This window comes from Cutibacterium equinum (genome assembly GCF_028021195.1).
Taxonomy (GTDB): domain Bacteria; phylum Actinomycetota; class Actinomycetes; order Propionibacteriales; family Propionibacteriaceae; genus Cutibacterium; species Cutibacterium equinum.
In genome coordinates this window covers 2,380,650-2,397,365 of record NZ_CP115668.1, presented here as the reverse complement: position 1 = coordinate 2,397,365, position 16,716 = coordinate 2,380,650, and the positions used below count along the sequence as shown (strand labels likewise).

Genomic DNA, 16,716 nt, shown 5'->3' with positions numbered 1-16,716 from the left:
AGCGTGTCGTGTCAACGGTCGTCAAGACGCTCTCCGTGATGCAGAAAACCGCGCTGTAGAGCCAAAAAGTGACGTCGAGGAGTGAAAATACCCTGACATGGTGAAACCCTCTACCTTGTATCGAGGTAGAGGGTTTCCGTCGCGTCACAGGGGGAACGGCTCACAGTGCGCTGAGCTTCTGCCAGCCTTCCCAGTCGTAGCACCAGCAGCCGATGCCCTCGCCAGGCTTGAACTGACGGTTGGATCCGCTGTTGACAACGGGATCCCCGGCCGCGCAGAGATTGAACAGCCACTTGGCGTTCTCGGTGGACAGCCCAACACAGCCGTGCGAGACGTTGGCACTGCCCTGAGAACCCTCGGACCACGGGGCAGCGTGAATGAACTCACCGGTGTAGGTGACACGCATGGCGTACTTCACCTTGAGGCGGTAATAATCCGAGCTTCCCTTGGGGATGCCAATCGTCTCAGCGTCCATGATCTTCGTGCGGTCGCGCTCGATGATGACCTTGGTACCAGATCGGGTGGTCGTGCTTGCACCGGGTCTGCCCGTCGTTATCGGGATGGAACGTTCCCGCTTGCCGTTGACGAGGACATCCATCTTGTGTTCGTCGATGAAGATCTTCAGGATGCGGGAATCGCCGATGCGGAAGGAATCCTCGATGTCGCGGGTGATCCAGCGATGGCTTGAGGTGGGTAGTCCCTTGAGCTTGCCGCGCACGCTGACCTTCGTATTGGGCTTCCAGAACTCCTTCGGGCGCCACATGAGCTGGGACTGGTCAAGCCATCCCCACGAGCCCTCCTGTTTGGGGGAGACGTCGATTTCCATGGCCTTTTCGATCTTGGCCCGCATTTTGGCGTCGATGACCTCTTTGTGGAACTTGATGATGACCGGCATGCCGACGCCAACCGTGGCGTCACCGTAGAGCATTTCGACGACGTTGGTGTCACCGTCGAGGCTCTTGATCTTCGTGGTGACCGTCGTCGTCGGGTCGACACGAGAATCCGTGTTCGTCAGGGTCGTCGTCACGGTGTAAGAGGTATTGAGGCTCCAGGGTTCCTCCGGAGTCCACACGGTGTCCTCGAGGGTTCCCTTGACCTCGTCGTCGTTCTTTTCGGTGATCTTGACATCCTTGAGAGAGCCATTGACGACGGCGAACTTCAGGGTGTCATCGGGATGCAGCTCGGTGATGGGGTGGTCCGAGGTGATCGTCAGCTCTGCCGGCGTCGGGTTCGCAGTGGGTGTCGAGGTCGCTGCAGGGGTTGAGGTCGCCGACGACTTACCGGAGCCGTTGATGTTGCTGGTCGAGCCAAAACCGTTCTCTTCCGGAGACGTCTTGGCGCAAGCTGCGACAGTCGCTGGCACAGCGACGGCACTTGAGGCCAGAACCGAACGGCGGGTCAGTCTTGACGACACGGTACCTCCATGCATCTGTGCGAAATGCGAACTTTGGTCCATTTCCGGGGGAAGGTGAACGGGATACATGGTACAGCGCTGAACCGACGACTCCCCAAACGTTGACTGGGCCTGGCGGGGCACGTTCACTACCCGCTGATCAGCCTCGGGTGGCGGGGCGCTGATGGTCTCCGGCTACCCTTGTGAGGGTCATTACCACGCCTGACCGACCCGGAGGTGCCCCATGTCTGACGGTGACCCGATCCCGCCCCGCCAGCGCCCCGACTGGCTGACGTGGCTCATCGTCGTCATCGTGACGATCATTGGCGTGACGATTCTCGGGTTGTGGGTGTGGGCCATGGTCAAGTGACCGGTCGATGGTGGCTCCGACGAGTCGCACGGTGGGACGATGCGGCTGTGTCGGCAGGCGTGAGCAGGTAGCATCGCGGGCGGAAAGGCCGGCACACCCCCAGCCGGACGAATGTTATGCGAGTTTTTTCACGTACCCCGTTGAAGGTTGCTGTCCTGGGCGTGGTCGCAACGACGAGTTTGTCCTTGGCGGCCTGTGACGGTGGATCGAAGGCCGATGACAGGTCCGACAAACCCGCAGCGTCTGATCCTCTTTTCAAGAAGGGGAAGGTTGACGAGGAGAGGTTCGCCAAAGAGGTCAAGGCCTCCATGTCCAAGGTGAAGACCTATCGCCAAGAGATCAGTGCGGTCAGCTCGATGGGCGGCATGAAAATCGACATGAAGGTCACCGGAGACTACGACGGCACGGATTCGTCCAAGCCCAAGGCTCACATGACGGCCACCGGAACCACCGGGAATCACGAACAGATGATCATCGGCGATGAGGCGTTCACCAAGGAGGGATCGGCCTGGAAGAAGGATCAGGGACCTTCGCAGACCGACACTCACGACGTCGAGCCCGGTAAAATGGCGGACGGATTGACCCGAGGGATCGATGATCTGACCTACGTCGGCAAGGAATCTGGCGGCCATCGTTACGACGGCAGTTATAACCCCCCGGCTGACTCCACCTCGAGCGAATCGTCGAATGCCTCGCCAAGTGCCGGCAAGGCCAAGAGCACTGGCAAGGTCACCTTCTGGCTCGACGATTCCAAGCGGATCAAGCGCATGAAGGCCTCGGTTGCGTCAGAAGAGGGCGGGGATATGAAGGTCGACGCCGCCTTCTCCAAGTACGACGAGAAGATGGAGTTCCCGAAGGTCCCCTGAGCGCTGCTTTCCGCCCTCCCCTGACGACTATCGTCAGGTCCCACGAGGAATCGCGACGCAATCAATCCGGCTTGGCATCAATCTGGCTCATGATGGGGTGTGGCTTCAGCGCACGTCATTGGACACCGTGCGCCCCACCGGCGACATCGTCAGCCACCACTGTTCGCGGGGGCGACGATGAGCAGAGTCGATGAGTGAGGGCATCATCTCCATGTGAGTGGGGCGCTTGTCCGACTCGTTGACGCCGATGAACCACGACCCGTCCTGATGGGCGGCCAGCTCGTCGTCAATGAGGTTGAGAGCGCGATAGGCGAGGCGATTGGCCAGCAGTCGATCGAAGGGGGAGGGCGACCCGCCCTGCTGCATGTGACCCAGCCTCACGTGGCGCACGTCGTACATGCCGTGGGATTCCTCCTCCAGGAGCCGCGCGATGAACTCGGTGGTGTAGTTGCGTGAGGCGTTCTCGTTACGAACAGCCAGGAAGAGACGTCGCCCACGGGCGAAGGACTCACGCACCCAGTGGACGTCATTGGCCAGATCGTCCAGGCTGATGCCGTCCTCATTGGTGTAGATCCGCTCGGCGCCTGCGGCGATTCCCGACATCAGGGCGAGGTATCCACAGTCACGGCCCATCGTCTCGACGACGAAACACCGCCGGGAGGCGATACCCGACTCCTTGATCTTGTCCATCGCCTCGACGATGACGTTGAGGGCGGTGTCGGCACCGATGGACAACTCTGAGCCGGGGAGATTGTTGTCGATCGAGGCCGGGATGCACACCATCGGGATACGGAAGGCCGGGTAGCGGTCCCGCTCGCTGGTGATGTTGTAGATGCCCTCGTAGGCCGAGTAACCGCCGATGACGAGCAGGGCGTCGATGTGGGCGTCCTCCAGGGCGCGGCTGACCGCGTAAAGGTCGCGGGTGCTCGGGATCTCGCGGCGGGTGCCCAGCTCGGCTCCCCCTTCCCCGGCCCAGCCCTCGACGTCGCCCCATGCCAGTTCCGACATGTCCCCCTCCGCCAGGCCGACGAATCCGTTGTGGATTCCGATGACGGTGTGGCCGCGAGAAATCGCCAGTCGGACGGCGGCGCGGGCAGCAGTGTTCATGCCCGGAGCTGGCCCGCCCGCGTGCATGATCGCGATCCGTTTGCGGTCGGCGTCATCGACTCCCTGGGCCGTGGTGCGGGCCGGCTCGCTGAGCTCGGTGAAGATGGCGTCCATCTCGACGAAGGAGCGTCCCCGCATCCGCATGGCCTCGGTGTAACGACCCTGCTCGATGAGACCGGGCACCGACTTGGTGTCGGCGACGGCCTTGACCAGGGGGAGGAGGTGGATGCGGTTCGCGCTGGTTCCGATGACGTGTCCCTCGGCCTCCGGTGTCGTCGACAGCACCTCGTGAACGGCGTGATAGCCCAGCCAGGTAGAGGCCCAACGGTCGTACGCCGAGGGGCGTCCGCCGCGCTGGACGTGGCCCAGGATGGTGACGCGGGCGTCCTCGCCGAGCTTGTCCTCGAGGACCTGACGGACATATTCGGAGGTGATGCGATGACCGGCGCGATCGGTGGCCCCCTCCGCCACGACGACGATCGAATCCCGGCGCCCTGCCTGACGGCCGCGCTTGAGCTCGGCGCACATCCGATCCTCCCAGCCGTCCTCCGGCGGGCGTTCCGGAATGAGGACGTAGTCGGCACCACCGGCGACTGCCGCCATGAGGGCGAGGTAGCCGCAGTGGCGACCCATCACCTCGACGACGAAGGATCGTTGATGGCTGGCTGCGGTGGAGGTGAGGTCGTCGATGGCATCGACGATGCGGTGCAGAGCAGTGTCGGCGCCGATGGTCATGTCGGATCCGACGAGGTCGTTGTCGATGGAGCCCACCAGTCCCGCGATCATGAGGGAGGGGTGTTTGCGGGCCACCTCGGGGCTCACCTGACCCGTGTCGACGAGCTCGGCGACGAGGTCGGCCCACTCGGTGCGCAGCACGTCCAAACCGGTGAGCGAACCATCGCCACCGATGACGACAAGTCGATCGATTTCGTGCTCCAAGAGATTTTGCACAGCCTTCAACCGACCTGAGCGTTCGCGCATCTCCTTGCAGCGGAACGTGCCGATCACGGTGCCACCACGGTTGAGGATCGACCCGACGTCATCCCATCCAAACCTCCGGATGCCGTCGCCGCCATCGATCATCCCCTGGTATCCCTCGTAGATCGCATAGACCTCGGCCCCCACGCTCAACGCGGAGCGCACCACGGCGCGCACAGCAGCATTCATGCCCTGGGCATCGCCGCCGCTGGTCAGGATGCCGATGCGCAGCCCATGACCGTCGGGGAGGGTGGGGGTAAGCCTCAATTCGTCATCAACACGCACAGTGCAATATTGCCGCGTCAGGGTGGTCGGAGGGTGAACTGTGACTGTGGGGACGGTGAGCTGGGGGTTTTCGTCACCGCCGCGATGCCTCGGGGATGGGGTGACACGTTGATGGATCTTCGTGGTGACCATTTCCCCCAGGTCAGCAGTTCGGGGGTCTCAGGGGCGCTCGTCGGGAATTGTCTCCAGGTCGTCGATCCAGGCTCGGGCGAGGGCATCCGAGGGCATCCGCCAGTCCCCGCGCGGGCTCAGCGACCCCCCGGCGACCACCTTGGGGCCGTTGGGGAGGGTGGACCGTTTGAACTGGTTCCCGACGAATCGGCGCAGGAAGAGGCGGGTCCAGTCCTTGATGGCTGGCAGGTCGTAGGAGTGCCGGTCCTCGTCGTGGAACCCCGGCGGCCAGGAACCCACGGAGGCGTCCCGCCAGGCGTGATGGGACAGGAAGACGATCCGGCTGGGGCGCATGCCGTGGCGCAGGACGTGGTAGAGAGTGAAGTCCTGCAGCTCGTAGGGGCCAATCTTCGCCTGGGTCGACTGGATCTTCTCTCCGGGGCGAGCCGGGACGAGCTCGGGAGAGATTTCTGTCTCCAGCACTGACTCCAGGACACCATTGGCGGCTTCGTTGAACTGGCCCGACGAAATGCACCACCGGATGAGGTGCTGGATGAGGGTCTTGGGCACCCCGGTATTGACCCCGTAGTGGCTCATCTGGTCACCGACACCGAAGGTGCACCATCCCAGGGCGAGCTCCGAGAGGTCTCCGGTGCCCAGAACGATGCCGCCACGCTGGTTGGCGATGCGGAAGAGGTAGTCGTAGCGCAGACCAGCTTGGACGTTCTCGAAGGTGACGTCGTAGACCTCGGCGCCGTCTCCGGCCGGGTGCCCCATCCCCTTGAGCATCTGAGTGGCTGCCGGGCGGATGTCCAGCACCTCGCAGGGGATGCCGAGGGCCTGGCACAGAGCCAAGGCGTTGTTCTTGGTGTGGTCGGTGGTGGCGAATCCGGGCATCGTGTACGCCAGGATGTCGGTGCGAGGACGTCCCATCTGGTCCATCGCCTTGGCTGCCACGAGCAGGGCGTGGGTGGAGTCCAGGCCGCCAGACACGCCGATGACAACCTTGGGCGACCCAATTGACTCGAGGCGACGACGCAGTCCGTAGACCTGGATGTTGTAGGCCTCGTAACAGTCCTGGGCGAGCTGATCGGGCTCGTTGGGGACGAAGGGGAACCGATTGACAGGTCGCTCGAGGCCGATGTCATCGTGGGTCGGGTCCAGGGTGACGGTGTTGACTCGCCAGTCCTTGTCCTGGGGTTGGGCGAGGGCATTGTCATCGAAGGACCCCTGACGAATTCTCTCTTGACGCAACAGGTCGAGGTCGACGTCGGCCAGGCAGTACCCCGGATCGGGGGAAAAACGGTCGGTGGCTGACAGCAGGAGCCCGTTCTCGTAGATCATCGTCTGGCCGTCCCAGGACAGGTCGGTGCTCGATTCCCCAGGGCCGGCAGCCGCATAGACGTAGGCCTGCAGGTTGCGCGCGGAGGTCACCTTGCACAATTCATGACGCTGGCGGGATTTTCCGACGGTGATGGGAGACCCGGACAGGTTGACCTCCAGGACGGCCCCTGCGAGCGCAGCCTGAGAAGACGGGGTGACCGGTACCCACAGGTCCTCGCAGACTTCCACGTGAAAGGTGAGGTCGGGCAGGTCGGATGCCTGGAAGAGCTGGTCTGGGCCGAAGGGGACCTCGGTCGAGGCCAGGTGAGATTTCTGTCGGCCCGATAGGTCGATGATCCCGCTGGTGCCGACACCTGAGGCGAAGTGACGCTTTTCGTAGAACTCCCGGTAGTTGGGGAGATAACTCTTGGGCACCACACCGAGCACTCGGCCGCGGTGGACGACGACGGCACAGTTGTACAGCCGGTTTCCTCTCCGGAGGGGAGCGCCGACGATGATCACCGGGAAGAGGTCGCTGGATACCTGGCGCAGAGTTTCAATGGCGTCGAGAACAGCGTCCAAAACGACATCTTGGAGCAGCAGGTCGTCGATGGCGTAGCCGGTCAGGCACAGTTCGGGGAAGACAGCGATGGCCACGTCGCGAGAGTCGAGTTCCCGGCAGGTGTCGATTATTCCCGCCACGTTCGAGGCCGGGTCACCAATGTGCACCGTCGTGGTGCATGCTGCGACTCGTGCGAAGCCCTGGTCATATGCCGAGTGGAAATTCCCCTTCATGGGGCCAGTCTCGCAGAAGGTGGAGCAGGCAAGCTCGGTTCACCCCAGTTCGTCGCTCCGCGGGGGATTTGCCCCGGCTCGGGAGACGGTGATGGCCGCGATGTGGGCTGCCCTCTGCATCACCTGACGAAAAATGTCAGGCCGGATGTCTCCGAGATCCGTGCGGTGTTCGGGCCCCAGCAGCCCGGCAGTCCACAACCCGTCGATGGTTGCCGACATGAAGGAATCCCCGGCCCCGACAGTGTCGACGATGTCAGTTCGCTCCCCGGGGACGCGAATTTCGACACCTCCGGCCGTCATAGCCACCACGCCGTGTTCTCCCATCGTCAGAATGCCAATTTTTGGCCCCAGTTCCATCCAGCTGGTCAGCATGTCAACTGGGTCGCCGCCTTCTGCCAACCAGGTCAGGTCTTCGTCGGAGGCCTTGACGACGTCGGCCAGGCGCACGAACTGTTCAACATCGTGGCGCGCAGCACCCGGGTCACCGAGCACACTGGGTCGGCAATTCGGATCGAAGGTGATGGTTGCCAAGTCCCGGGCGGCGGCCACCGTCTCGGCCACCACCCGATGCCCCGGGGCGATGACGCATGCCAAGGATCCGGCGTGGACGACCACGCAGTCAGTGGGAATCTGCACCGACGGCAACGCCCACTCGAGGTCGAACTCGTAACTCGCCTGGCCTCCCGTCAGAGTGGCGGTGGCCGTGGATGTGTGATCGGCGCCTCGAGAGGAGCTGCTGAGACGGATGTTGTCGGCTCCGACATGGGCTTCGATCATGCGGCCGTGATCGTCAGAGCCGATCCAGGTCGCCAATTCGACGTCGCGTCCCAAGCGTGCCAACCCGACCGCGACATTCATGGGCGAGCCCCCGGGATGCTCACTCACCCGCCCGGCATCATTGACGATGTCGATGAGCGACTCCCCGATGACAAGCGCGGTAGACATGCTCTCTCCTCCCGACGTTGTGGCCAGTCTCGTGCATGGCTCTTGGCATGCGAGCAGATGGTCCGTCTGTCGTTTTGCCATTAGCATGGCATTCGAATCGCCACCGAGTTGCCTTTGGACTGGATACGATGATTGCTTCCGGAAGCACCCCGACCTCACAACCGCGCGCCGGCGGCATCCTTGCTGCCTCGGTGGCAATGGTGTGCTTGGTCACGGGATGTGCATCATCCATGCCGGCATCGACGACGTGCATCGATTCTGTTCCTGGTGCCGGCGATCTTCATGACCGTCATCACTATCCCGTGACGTGCTCGACGGTGTCCCCGGCGCCGACAGTCACGGCCTCCCCCGCCTCAGCAGCCAAGACTTCCCCCGTCCCAACGGCCCAGGCCTCCTCGAGTGAGAAGACGACTCCGGAAGTACGCACGGCCGGCAATGCGGTCGACGAGACCGAGACGTCCCCAACCCCTCAGCCCAAGGGGCCGAAACCCTCGACTTCTGGTCCGACTCCACCTCCGGCGTCCCTGGCAGTGGGTGGCAAATCCTCGGCAGGTGCTGGCACCTATGTGCTGTGGATCAAGGCGGAGAATCACGTCTATCTCGTTGGCGACGGTGTGGTGAAGCGCGCGATGCTCACCACCGCCGAGCCTTGGAAGACCCCCGTCGGCGACTACGAGATCACGTTCAAGACGCGCCATGCCGCGTCCACCGAGGACGGTATCCACTGGTACATCCCCAATTTCCTGGCCTTCTACCAGCGGCCAGGAGCGATCGGCCGTATTGGCTTCCACCAGATTCCGTGGGATGAGAAAACCAAGAAGCTGGCTCAGCCCGTCGACACCCTGGGTATGCCGGGGTACTCGAGTCACGGCTGCCCGAGATTGGCTCCGCAGGATTCGAAGGCTCTCTACTCCTTTGCTCATGAGGGCACCAAGGTGAAGGTGCGGTGAGTCGTCGGCGCGTCAAGGAGCACACCGTCGACGTGAGAGCACGACTGGGTCACGAGGTCAACCAGGACAATCTGGGAGCGACGACTGAATCTGCCCGGGTCGGTCGGGCTGCTGCTGCATTTGTCGCGGCCATGGCCATCACCGGCCTGGTGTGGGGTCTTGGCTTGGCGATCTGGGCCGTCACACCTGGGAAGAATGGCACCGGCGGAACGATGCCGGTACGCGGCTGGTTCGGCAGCCTCCTTGTCGGTGTGCTCTATGCGATGGGCGTGGCGGTGATCCTCATCGTCCCAGTCGTCTTGCTGGCAGCTTTGCTGGGTGCGCGGTTGGAGCAGCGCAGGAGTCAGCGTTGTGCGGGCGGGATCGTCGGGGCGGTGACGGTGCTGCTGGGAGCAGCGGGTCTTTACGCCCTGATGCCTGTGCTCTCAGCGGTGGCCGAGGTCACCTGGCCCGCCCTCCTGGTAGCCATCGGGCTGGGTGCTTGGTGGGGTCCGTGGGTCATAGCAGGAACCCGTTCGCGATGAATCCGTGACGGCAAGGGTGCCCACGACTGTGAGTCATGACACCCACACCGTTGTCCACCCTCGTGCAGTTCGGGCTGGCAGACATGAGCAGCAGTGGTGCAGACGATGAGTCACCCCGACCTTGGCAAGGGCTTTCGTCGTAGGGGGTGGATTCGAGGGGGCCGGTGTCACTCCTCGAACCCGGCCCAGACCCGCAACCGGTGAGTCATCTCGTCGTCGTGGGGAGCCGGGTGGCCGTCAATGCTGAGGATGGGGACGACGCCGCGAATGGATGACAACAGCCAGGCTCCCTGGGCGCGCAACACCTCGTCGCGCCTCATGAGGCGGGTGGCAGTCTTGACCCCATTGTCGTCAGCGGCTTCGAAGACGGTATTGACGGTGATGGAGCTGAGGATTCCAGTCGTGCCGGTGGGGGTTGTCCACAGTGCGTCGTTGGCCTTGACGACCAGTCCAGAGGTGGGTCCCTCCAGCAGATATCCCTCGGTTGACGTGAAGATGACGTCGTCAGCGCCTTGGGACTTGGCGTAACGCAGTGCCGCGACATTGACGGCATAGGACAGGGTCTTGACACCGCCGAGAAGCCACGGAGCATCCGCGAAGGCGTCGCTGGTGACGCCACGCGACAGGCACAGCACGTTGATTCCTTCCCGCTCCTCCATGTGGGTTTCAGAGAGGGGAGCGATGATGAGGAACCCTCGCGGAGGTCCCGGAACGACCTCGCGACCGTTGGTGTAGACGAGTTTGAGGGTGGCCTCCCCGGGGACACGCCAGTTACGCGCAGCGTCCTCGATGAGGCGATGCCACGAGTCCATGTCGGGGGTGGGCCCATCTATGCCGGCAATCGAGCGAGCAAAGCGGGAAAGATGTTCCTCGAGATGATCAATTCGTGATGTTCCGTCCTCGGTCGTCACGATGCGAGTTGCGTCGAAGACTCCGTCGCCTCGCAGCAGCCCGAGATCGTCCCCGTGGCACACCATGGTTGAGGGCGGGACGACACCTTCGCCAAGGATAGCCAGTAGGTATGGAACACTTGAATTCATGCGTTCAGCCTAGTTGGGTGGAATATGTGTGGTCGTAGGGGTTGCCATGCGGGAGCACAGGACTGTCACGTAAAGTTGGGCGTTTGTGTTCAACCAGCCAGGCTGATGCCATATGACCAACGGACGGGAGACGATTCATGACCCAGGCATATCGCTCGTCGCAGGAACGTCAGGCCTACCATCACGGCCATCTGCGTGAATCCCTTGTGAAAGAGGGTTTGGAGATGGCGCGGCGCGGTGGTGCCGAGGCGGTCGTGCTGCGTGAAGCGACTCGCCGGGTTGGCGTGTCACCCAATGCCGCTTACCGTCACTTCGCCAGCCGCGACGACCTTCTCGACGAGGTGGGCTTGGCGGCTGCCGACCAGATCGGCCTCACAATGCGCGAAGCTGTGGCTGAAGCCCATGGTGAAGGCGATGAGGCGCAAGTCGTCGCCGAACTGGTGGCTGCCTGCCGCGCATATTTGGATTTCGCTCTGGCTGAGCCGGGGCTTTTTGACGTCGCATACCGTATTTCGGATGCCGGCCTCGACATGCTCAAGGCGGATCGGTCCAAGGCGCCGAATTATCCCGACTCGGTGATCAACGATGTTCTGACCGGCCCCGACGTCAAGCTCTCGGAGCGAGTCGATGTACGTGGCCTGGTCATCCTGCTGTGGTCGTTGCTTCACGGGTTTGTCTCGCTGTCGACCTCTGGTCCGCTGCGTGGTGACAAAACTGCCGAGCGCGCCGAGAACGTCCTCAATGTCATTCGTGCCTCCCTGCGTGGTGCGATTGCCCGAGCCTGATGGTTCGAGCGGGTCGCAAGACGGACTCCGCGGCTGAGGCCGGGTACCGACAGATCCTGAATCTGGCGGTACCCGCTTTCTTGTCCTTGGTGGCCGAGCCGCTGTTTCTCGTCGCGGATTCCGCCGTTGTCGGGCACTTGGGTACCGCCCAGTTGGCTGGCTTGGGTGTCGCCTCGGCAGCCCTGACGACGTTCACGGGCCTCTTCGTCTTCCTCGCGTATGCCACGACGGCCACCTCGTCGCGCCGGATGGGGGCAGGGGATCGCCGCGGCGCGGCTCAGGCTGGTGTGGACGGACTGTGGTTGTCGGTCATCATCGGCGTCCTCGTCGCCGTCATGCTGGTGGTCATCCCGACGACGGTTGCCGGGTGGTTTGGTGCCAGCGGAGTGGTTGCCGAGCAGGCCGGACGGTATCTGCGCATCACCGGTTTTGGTGTGCCCGCCATGCTCGCGACGATGGCCGTCACCGGCGTGCTGCGTGGTTTTCAGGACACCCGGACGCCTCTGGTCGTCACCGTCGTCACCTTCAGCCTCAACTTGGCGCTCAACCTGTGGTTCGTGCTCGGCATGGGTTGGGGGATCGACGGCTCAGCGATGGGCACCCTCATCTGCCAGATCGCCATGGCGGCGGCCTTGGTGTGGGTGTTGTGGAGGCGTACTCACGGTCTCGACCTGAGCCTGATGCCCCACGTCGGCGGTATCGCATCAAGCCTGCGCGACGGGGTCCCGTTGCTCATTCGCACCATTGCGTTGCGGGCGGCCCTGTACGTGACGACGTGGGTGGCAGCACAGGCGGGGGCAATCACCATGGCTTCCTACCAGGTGACGATGACGATCTGGAACCTGCTCCTCATGATGATGGATGCCCTCGGTATCGCTGGTCAGGCCTTGACGGGAGCGAGTTTGGGAGCAGGCGACATTGACCGCACCCGGTCGTTGACCGGCACGATGACCCAGTGGGGAGTGTGGGCGGGGGTTGTCGTCGGGATTGTGCTGGCAGCCTTGCACCAGGTGGTTCCCGCCATGTACACCGATGACCCGGCGGTTCATCGTGCGGTTGCGGCTGGTCTCCTCGTCGTGGCGGTTGAGCAGGTGATTGCCGGCCCGGCCTTCGTCCTCGATGGTGTTCTCATCGGAGCTGGTGACGGCCGCTGGCTGTCGGGAGCCCAGGTCGTGATGTTTCTGGTGTACCTGCCGATGGCATGGGCGGTTCATCTGTGGGCGCCAGCTGACCCGGCAGCTGCGGTCGTCTGGTTGTGGATCGCCTTTGGTGGGTTCATGGCGGTGCGTTGCGCGATGCTAGCGTGGCGGGCTCACGGGGATGCCTGGATGCGCACCGGAGCCTGAGTGACCCCCGGCTGATTCCTTGCCCCGGGTCGATGGGTCCCGAACGATTCCCGCTCGCGCGACGCGGGGGATCAGTCGAACCGAACCTGCTGAGCCCCGGGAACTGAGTCGTACCTTTCAGGGGCACTGGTGAACACCACGATCTGACTGGTTTGGGCTCCGCGGGCGACCTCGGTGAGGATGTGTCTGACCCTCACTGCATCCGAGTAGACCAGGGCATCGTCAAGGATCACGGGAACTCCGTCGTCGGGATCAATGAGGTGAGCCGCAGCCAGTCGGACCACCAGTCCCAATTGTTCCCGAGCCCCCGATGACAGTTGGTCCCATTCCATGCGCGTGCCCTTGAGGTGGCGGGCCACCACCGTCAGCGTGGAGTCGATCTCGACGTGAAGATCTGGACCGAACACGGCCTGGCCGATCCGGTCGGTCTCGCCGGTGAACGGGGCCACATAGGACTGACGCACCTTGTCGAGGTGATGGGTGAGGGTGTCGTAGAGCAGCTTCGTCGACCGTGCTCGCTTTTCCAGCCCGGCGACACGGCGGGCGAGCTGGTGGTGCTTGCTGCTCAGGGCGTCGACCTCGGCCTGGCGGTCCTGGCGACCCAGTCCTAACAACTGTCCCTTGAGCTCCAGCTGACGATCAGTGTCCTCCTTGAGGCGCGCGGTGGCTTTGCTGAGGGCCAACTGGCTCCCCTGCGCCTCGGCATGTACTTGGTCAGGGTTGCGTTCGGCCAGGGCAGCGGCCGCACGATCGGCATCGGCCTTCGCGACGCGGTTCTCCTCCTCGGCGGTCTTGAGGGTCTGGGCGAGGTCGTCGTCCGGGGCGGTCTTCCGTGCGTTGGCGAGTTCCTTGGTGAGCCGGTCGAGTGTCTCGGCTGCATGGTCAAGGTCGATTTTGGCGCGAAGTGCCTGGTCGTGAGCCTCACTGCGACGTTTGTCCACTGCGTTGAAGCGCGCCTGGGCCTGACGTTCGGCGTTGCGAGCGTCATTGGCCTTGGCGACGGCATCGTCCTCCAGCTTTTGGGCCTGTGCGGGTGTGAGGGGCACGTCCTCGCTGGTGTGATCGGCCAGGGCCTCGAGTTCCTGGATGGTGCTCTCGCCCTGCTCGCGCTCGAGTTGCTCTTGCCAGGAAGCGAGGTGCGACTGGAGAACCTTGCGCTCGGCCATGCGGGCCTCGGCCTGCTCCAGGTTGCTCACGCCGAGCTCCCCGAGGAGGGACTCGACCGCTTGGTGTGCCTGGTCCGCGTCACGTGCCAGATTCATGACCTCGCTGGTGGGGGAGATTCTCAGCCGCCACAGATCGCCCATCTCCATGACGAGCTCGCCGTCGATGCTGCGCTGGAGCGTCTGGCCGACAGGCAGGTCAAGTTCGGTGCCGTCGATGCGCAGCGGATCGCCCTCAGCTCGGTGCTCAATGATGAGCTGGGTGCTGGCCAGAGCCGCTGCCTCCTTGGCGAGGTCGTCGGTTTTGACAGCGTTCTTGAGTTGGGTCAGCAGCTGGCTCGTGACCTTCTCGGATTCGAGGCGTCGCTGTCCGTCGCTGATGCGCTCCTTGAGCTCGTTGATGCGGTCCAGCTGCGTGCGAGCTCTCGCAGCCTTCTCACCGGCTCGCACGGCGGAGAGGGTACGTCGTGCGTCTTCCTCCGCGGTCTCGGCCTCGGCGACCTTGGATGTAGCTTCGTCGAGGGCACTCTGGGCCTCTGCGAGTTCAGCGTCGACCGCTGCGTCCTTCTCGTCCTTCTCGGCTGCTACCTGCGCGCACCGTTCGTGCCTCTCGCGGGCCTCGGTGAGGCGCTCGACGAGTTGGGCTCGCACATCGTGAGCGGATTTGGCCTCGGTGTGACGCTGACCCGCTTCCTTGGCGATGCGACTGGTGGTCTCGACTTCCTTCTCCAGCTCGGTGAGACTGTCGAGGGCAGCCGTGGTCTGTTGGTACTGGGCCTTCGTCGATGCCTCGACGTCGCGGTCATGACTGATTTGCTCATTGATCCGAGTCAGGGCCTCGACGACATCGTCGACCTCCTTGAGGCGTGCCGACGCCTCCTCGAGGTCACGGCTGACAGCCTCCAGCTGCCGCCGTTCCTCGAAGGCTGCCTTCCGTTCCTTGCCGGTGGCGGGTTGGTAGTACACCTCGTACTCGGCACGCACTCGGTCCATGAGACCGCCGATCGAACCCTCGTCGGGCTTCTGGCCACCGGTCTGCTCGAGCGCGGCTGTCAACGCCTGGGAGGAATCCAACCGCAGCGGCGACAGGCTGCTGGCCTGCATGAGTCGTAGGGCATTCCACAGTGTCATGTCCACTCCGGCCAGCAGGGTTTCCATCGTCTCGACAGCCTCGTCCCCAGTGACGACTTGCCCGGCCCGGGGACCGGATATGAACGTCAACGAGGATTCTGTGTTCTTGAGGAATCTCTTTCGGTGTGTACAACGATGTTCACCGATCGTCATCTCAGCCTCGACGACCACCGGGAGTGAGGTGCCGAAGCGCTGGGCCGCTCGGACCTCTTGTGCCCGGGAGGAAGCCTTGTACTTGGTGCCGAGAACGAGGTCCAGTGCCTCGATCATCGAGGTCTTTCCGATCTCGTTCGGGCCAGTCGCGACGACGATCCCAGTGTCGGGCAGTTCAAGGGTGCGGTTCCCGATGGCTTTGAAGTTCTCGACGTGGATGCGATGGAGTTTCATCGTCTCACCCCCGCAGTACGCGTCTGCGGACTCTGCGCACTCACGAAACGGTGCAGAAGGGTCAGGGCTGCAACGGCGTCGTCATTGGTGGCACACATGGTCGACAATTCCTCACCGGCATCCCTCACCCAGTTCGGTAGGTCGGCGTCGTTGAGGGTGGCATCGTCTGCCACGATCGTGAGGTCATGGCGGTTCTCGCTGGCCTCGATGCTGGCGAAGACGGTCTCGTAGTCGGCGATGATCTCGTCGAGCTCGGCCGTCTGGGAGATGGTGAGCTGACCGTGGAGGTCATAGCGGATGATGGTGCGGTCCCGGTGGTCGAAGGAGTCGAACCGATCCCTCAGAGCTTCCAAGTCTTCCTCGCCCGCGACCTGCTGGCTCACCCGCGCGTGCAGCCAGGTACCAACCTTGATCGTCGTACAGGTGACAGGCCCGTCGAGATCGACGACGACTGCGGTACCGACGGTTTCCTCGTTGAAGCTCGTCGTCTCCGGGGTGCCGCTGTAACGAATGGCAGCGTGGTCGTCATCGGGCGGCCACGCGATGTGGCGGTCTCCCAGAGCGACGTAGGTCAACGCGCCACGAGCAATGGCATCGTCGAGAGGAGCCCGCGAGATGAGAGCGTCCCGGGTATCACCTGACAATCCCTCCAGCTGGCCGTGACCAACCAGGATGCGAGGGATCTGGGTGGGCTTCAGGCTGGTGGCGAGTTCTGCCAGCGGATCTGTCGATGGATGACGAGTCGTCAGGGGGGCGGCGACGATCTGCGCGATGACGGAGCCATTCGCGTCAGTGACGTCGATCTCCGATTGGTCGCGTAGGACACGGACATTGCTGGGGCAGTGACGGGTGAATTCCGTCGCGTCCCACAGGCATCCGGGCTCCAGACTGTCGTGGTTTCCCGGTAGTAGATAAACGGGCAAGTCCATGGAGGCCATGGCCTCGCAACTGCGGGCGATGATTTGAGCAGATACGTTCTGGGTCTCGAAAACGTCGCCGGCCACGACAACGAAATCGCACTCTTCCTGCCGGGCGACCTCGCCCAGCCTGCGCACCGTTTCGATGCGATCGGCAGTAAACCGTGCCTGCGGGTCATCGTCGCCCTGCTTGGACAGATAGTGCCGGGTCATCCCCAGTTGCCAATCCGAGGTATGAAGGAATCTCGTCATGGCAACACGATAGGAAATGACCCTGACACTTCTGTGTAACGGATGTTC

The 16,716-nt window shown here is 63.3% G+C and carries 13 protein-coding genes; 6 read left to right on the top strand and 7 right to left on the bottom strand.

The features are described from left to right. Window positions 1-160 precede the first annotated feature (160 nt). Window positions 161-1,414, bottom strand: coding sequence for a L,D-transpeptidase (locus O6R08_RS10860; RefSeq protein ID WP_271418110.1), 1,254 nt, complete (start codon window positions 1,412-1,414; stop codon window positions 161-163). A gap of 223 nt (window positions 1,415-1,637) precedes the next feature. On the opposite strand from O6R08_RS10860, the gene O6R08_RS10855 reads away from it, so the two are divergent. Further along, window positions 1,638-1,763, top strand: a complete 126-nt coding sequence (locus tag O6R08_RS10855; protein ID WP_271418109.1) for an acyltransferase — start codon at window positions 1,638-1,640, stop codon at window positions 1,761-1,763. 140 nt (window positions 1,764-1,903) lie between these two features. Continuing rightward, window positions 1,904-2,629, top strand: a complete 726-nt coding sequence (locus O6R08_RS10850) for a hypothetical protein (protein WP_271418108.1) — start codon at window positions 1,904-1,906, stop codon at window positions 2,627-2,629. Between the two features lie 105 nt (window positions 2,630-2,734). On the opposite strand, the gene O6R08_RS10845 is transcribed toward O6R08_RS10850, so the two are convergent. From O6R08_RS10845 to O6R08_RS10835, 3 genes are all read right to left on the bottom strand, one after another. Beyond that, complete coding sequence (locus O6R08_RS10845; RefSeq protein WP_271419385.1) at window positions 2,735-4,981, bottom strand: 6-phosphofructokinase; 2,247 nt, start codon at window positions 4,979-4,981, stop codon at window positions 2,735-2,737. 177 nt (window positions 4,982-5,158) lie between these two features. Then, window positions 5,159-7,228, bottom strand: coding sequence for an NAD(+) synthase (locus O6R08_RS10840; protein ID WP_271418107.1), 2,070 nt, complete (start codon window positions 7,226-7,228; stop codon window positions 5,159-5,161). A gap of 39 nt (window positions 7,229-7,267) precedes the next feature. Further along, window positions 7,268-8,173, bottom strand: coding sequence for a carbohydrate kinase family protein (locus O6R08_RS10835; protein WP_271418106.1), 906 nt, complete (start codon window positions 8,171-8,173; stop codon window positions 7,268-7,270). 35 nt (window positions 8,174-8,208) lie between these two features. On the opposite strand from O6R08_RS10835, the gene O6R08_RS11350 reads away from it, so the two are divergent. Next, window positions 8,209-9,123 carry a L,D-transpeptidase family protein gene (locus tag O6R08_RS11350; protein ID WP_333907898.1) on the top strand — a complete coding sequence of 305 codons (915 nt, stop codon included), beginning with the start codon at window positions 8,209-8,211 and terminating at the stop codon, window positions 9,121-9,123. Continuing rightward, entirely contained in the window at window positions 9,120-9,647 is a 528-nt protein-coding gene (locus O6R08_RS10825) for a hypothetical protein (protein ID WP_271418105.1), read from the top strand. The genes O6R08_RS11350 and O6R08_RS10825 overlap by 4 nt, the downstream gene beginning before the upstream one ends. A gap of 167 nt (window positions 9,648-9,814) precedes the next feature. Here O6R08_RS10825 and O6R08_RS10820 read toward each other — a convergent pair whose 3' ends face one another. Next, a complete protein-coding gene (locus tag O6R08_RS10820; RefSeq protein ID WP_271418104.1) occupies window positions 9,815-10,687 on the bottom strand; it encodes an aminodeoxychorismate lyase in 873 nt (290 codons plus the stop codon). A 137-nt stretch (window positions 10,688-10,824) separates the two neighbouring features. Between O6R08_RS10820 and O6R08_RS10815 the strand changes: the two genes are divergently transcribed. Both O6R08_RS10815 and O6R08_RS10810 read left to right on the top strand, forming a co-directional pair. Continuing rightward, the gene (locus tag O6R08_RS10815; RefSeq protein WP_271418103.1) at window positions 10,825-11,472 is read left to right on the top strand and encodes a TetR/AcrR family transcriptional regulator; all 648 of its coding nucleotides are present in this window, start codon (window positions 10,825-10,827) and stop codon (window positions 11,470-11,472) included. Further along, window positions 11,472-12,818 (top strand): MATE family efflux transporter, encoded by a 1,347-nt coding sequence (locus O6R08_RS10810; protein WP_271418102.1) that lies wholly within the window; start codon window positions 11,472-11,474, stop codon window positions 12,816-12,818. Before O6R08_RS10815 ends, O6R08_RS10810 begins: the two co-directional genes overlap by 1 nt. Window positions 12,819-12,889: 71 nt before the next feature. Here the strand turns inward: O6R08_RS10810 and O6R08_RS10805 are convergent, their stop codons facing one another. Both O6R08_RS10805 and O6R08_RS10800 read right to left on the bottom strand, forming a co-directional pair. Beyond that, a complete protein-coding gene (locus O6R08_RS10805) occupies window positions 12,890-15,499 on the bottom strand; it encodes an ATP-binding protein (RefSeq protein ID WP_271418101.1) in 2,610 nt (869 codons plus the stop codon). Next, window positions 15,496-16,668 (bottom strand): metallophosphoesterase family protein, encoded by a 1,173-nt coding sequence (locus O6R08_RS10800; protein WP_271418100.1) that lies wholly within the window; start codon window positions 16,666-16,668, stop codon window positions 15,496-15,498. Before O6R08_RS10800 ends, O6R08_RS10805 begins: the two co-directional genes overlap by 4 nt. Window positions 16,669-16,716: the final 48 nt, after the last annotated feature.

Excerpts from the sequence above, each read along its gene's own strand:
- O6R08_RS10815 (WP_271418103.1), top strand. The coding sequence starts at position 10,825 with ATGACCCAGGCATATCGCTCGTCGCAGGAACGTCAGGCCTACCATCAC.
- O6R08_RS10840 (WP_271418107.1), bottom strand. The coding sequence starts at position 7,228 with ATGAAGGGGAATTTCCACTCGGCATATGACCAGGGCTTCGCACGAGTC.
- O6R08_RS10800 (WP_271418100.1), bottom strand. The coding sequence starts at position 16,668 with ATGACGAGATTCCTTCATACCTCGGATTGGCAACTGGGGATGACCCGG.
- O6R08_RS10805 (WP_271418101.1), bottom strand. The coding sequence starts at position 15,499 with ATGAAACTCCATCGCATCCACGTCGAGAACTTCAAAGCCATCGGGAAC.
- O6R08_RS10820 (WP_271418104.1), bottom strand. The coding sequence starts at position 10,687 with ATGAATTCAAGTGTTCCATACCTACTGGCTATCCTTGGCGAAGGTGTC.
- O6R08_RS10810 (WP_271418102.1), top strand. The coding sequence starts at position 11,472 with ATGGTTCGAGCGGGTCGCAAGACGGACTCCGCGGCTGAGGCCGGGTAC.
- O6R08_RS10835 (WP_271418106.1), bottom strand. The coding sequence starts at position 8,173 with ATGTCTACCGCGCTTGTCATCGGGGAGTCGCTCATCGACATCGTCAAT.
- O6R08_RS10855 (WP_271418109.1), top strand. The coding sequence starts at position 1,638 with ATGTCTGACGGTGACCCGATCCCGCCCCGCCAGCGCCCCGACTGGCTG.
- O6R08_RS11350 (WP_333907898.1), top strand. The coding sequence starts at position 8,209 with ATGGCTCTTGGCATGCGAGCAGATGGTCCGTCTGTCGTTTTGCCATTA.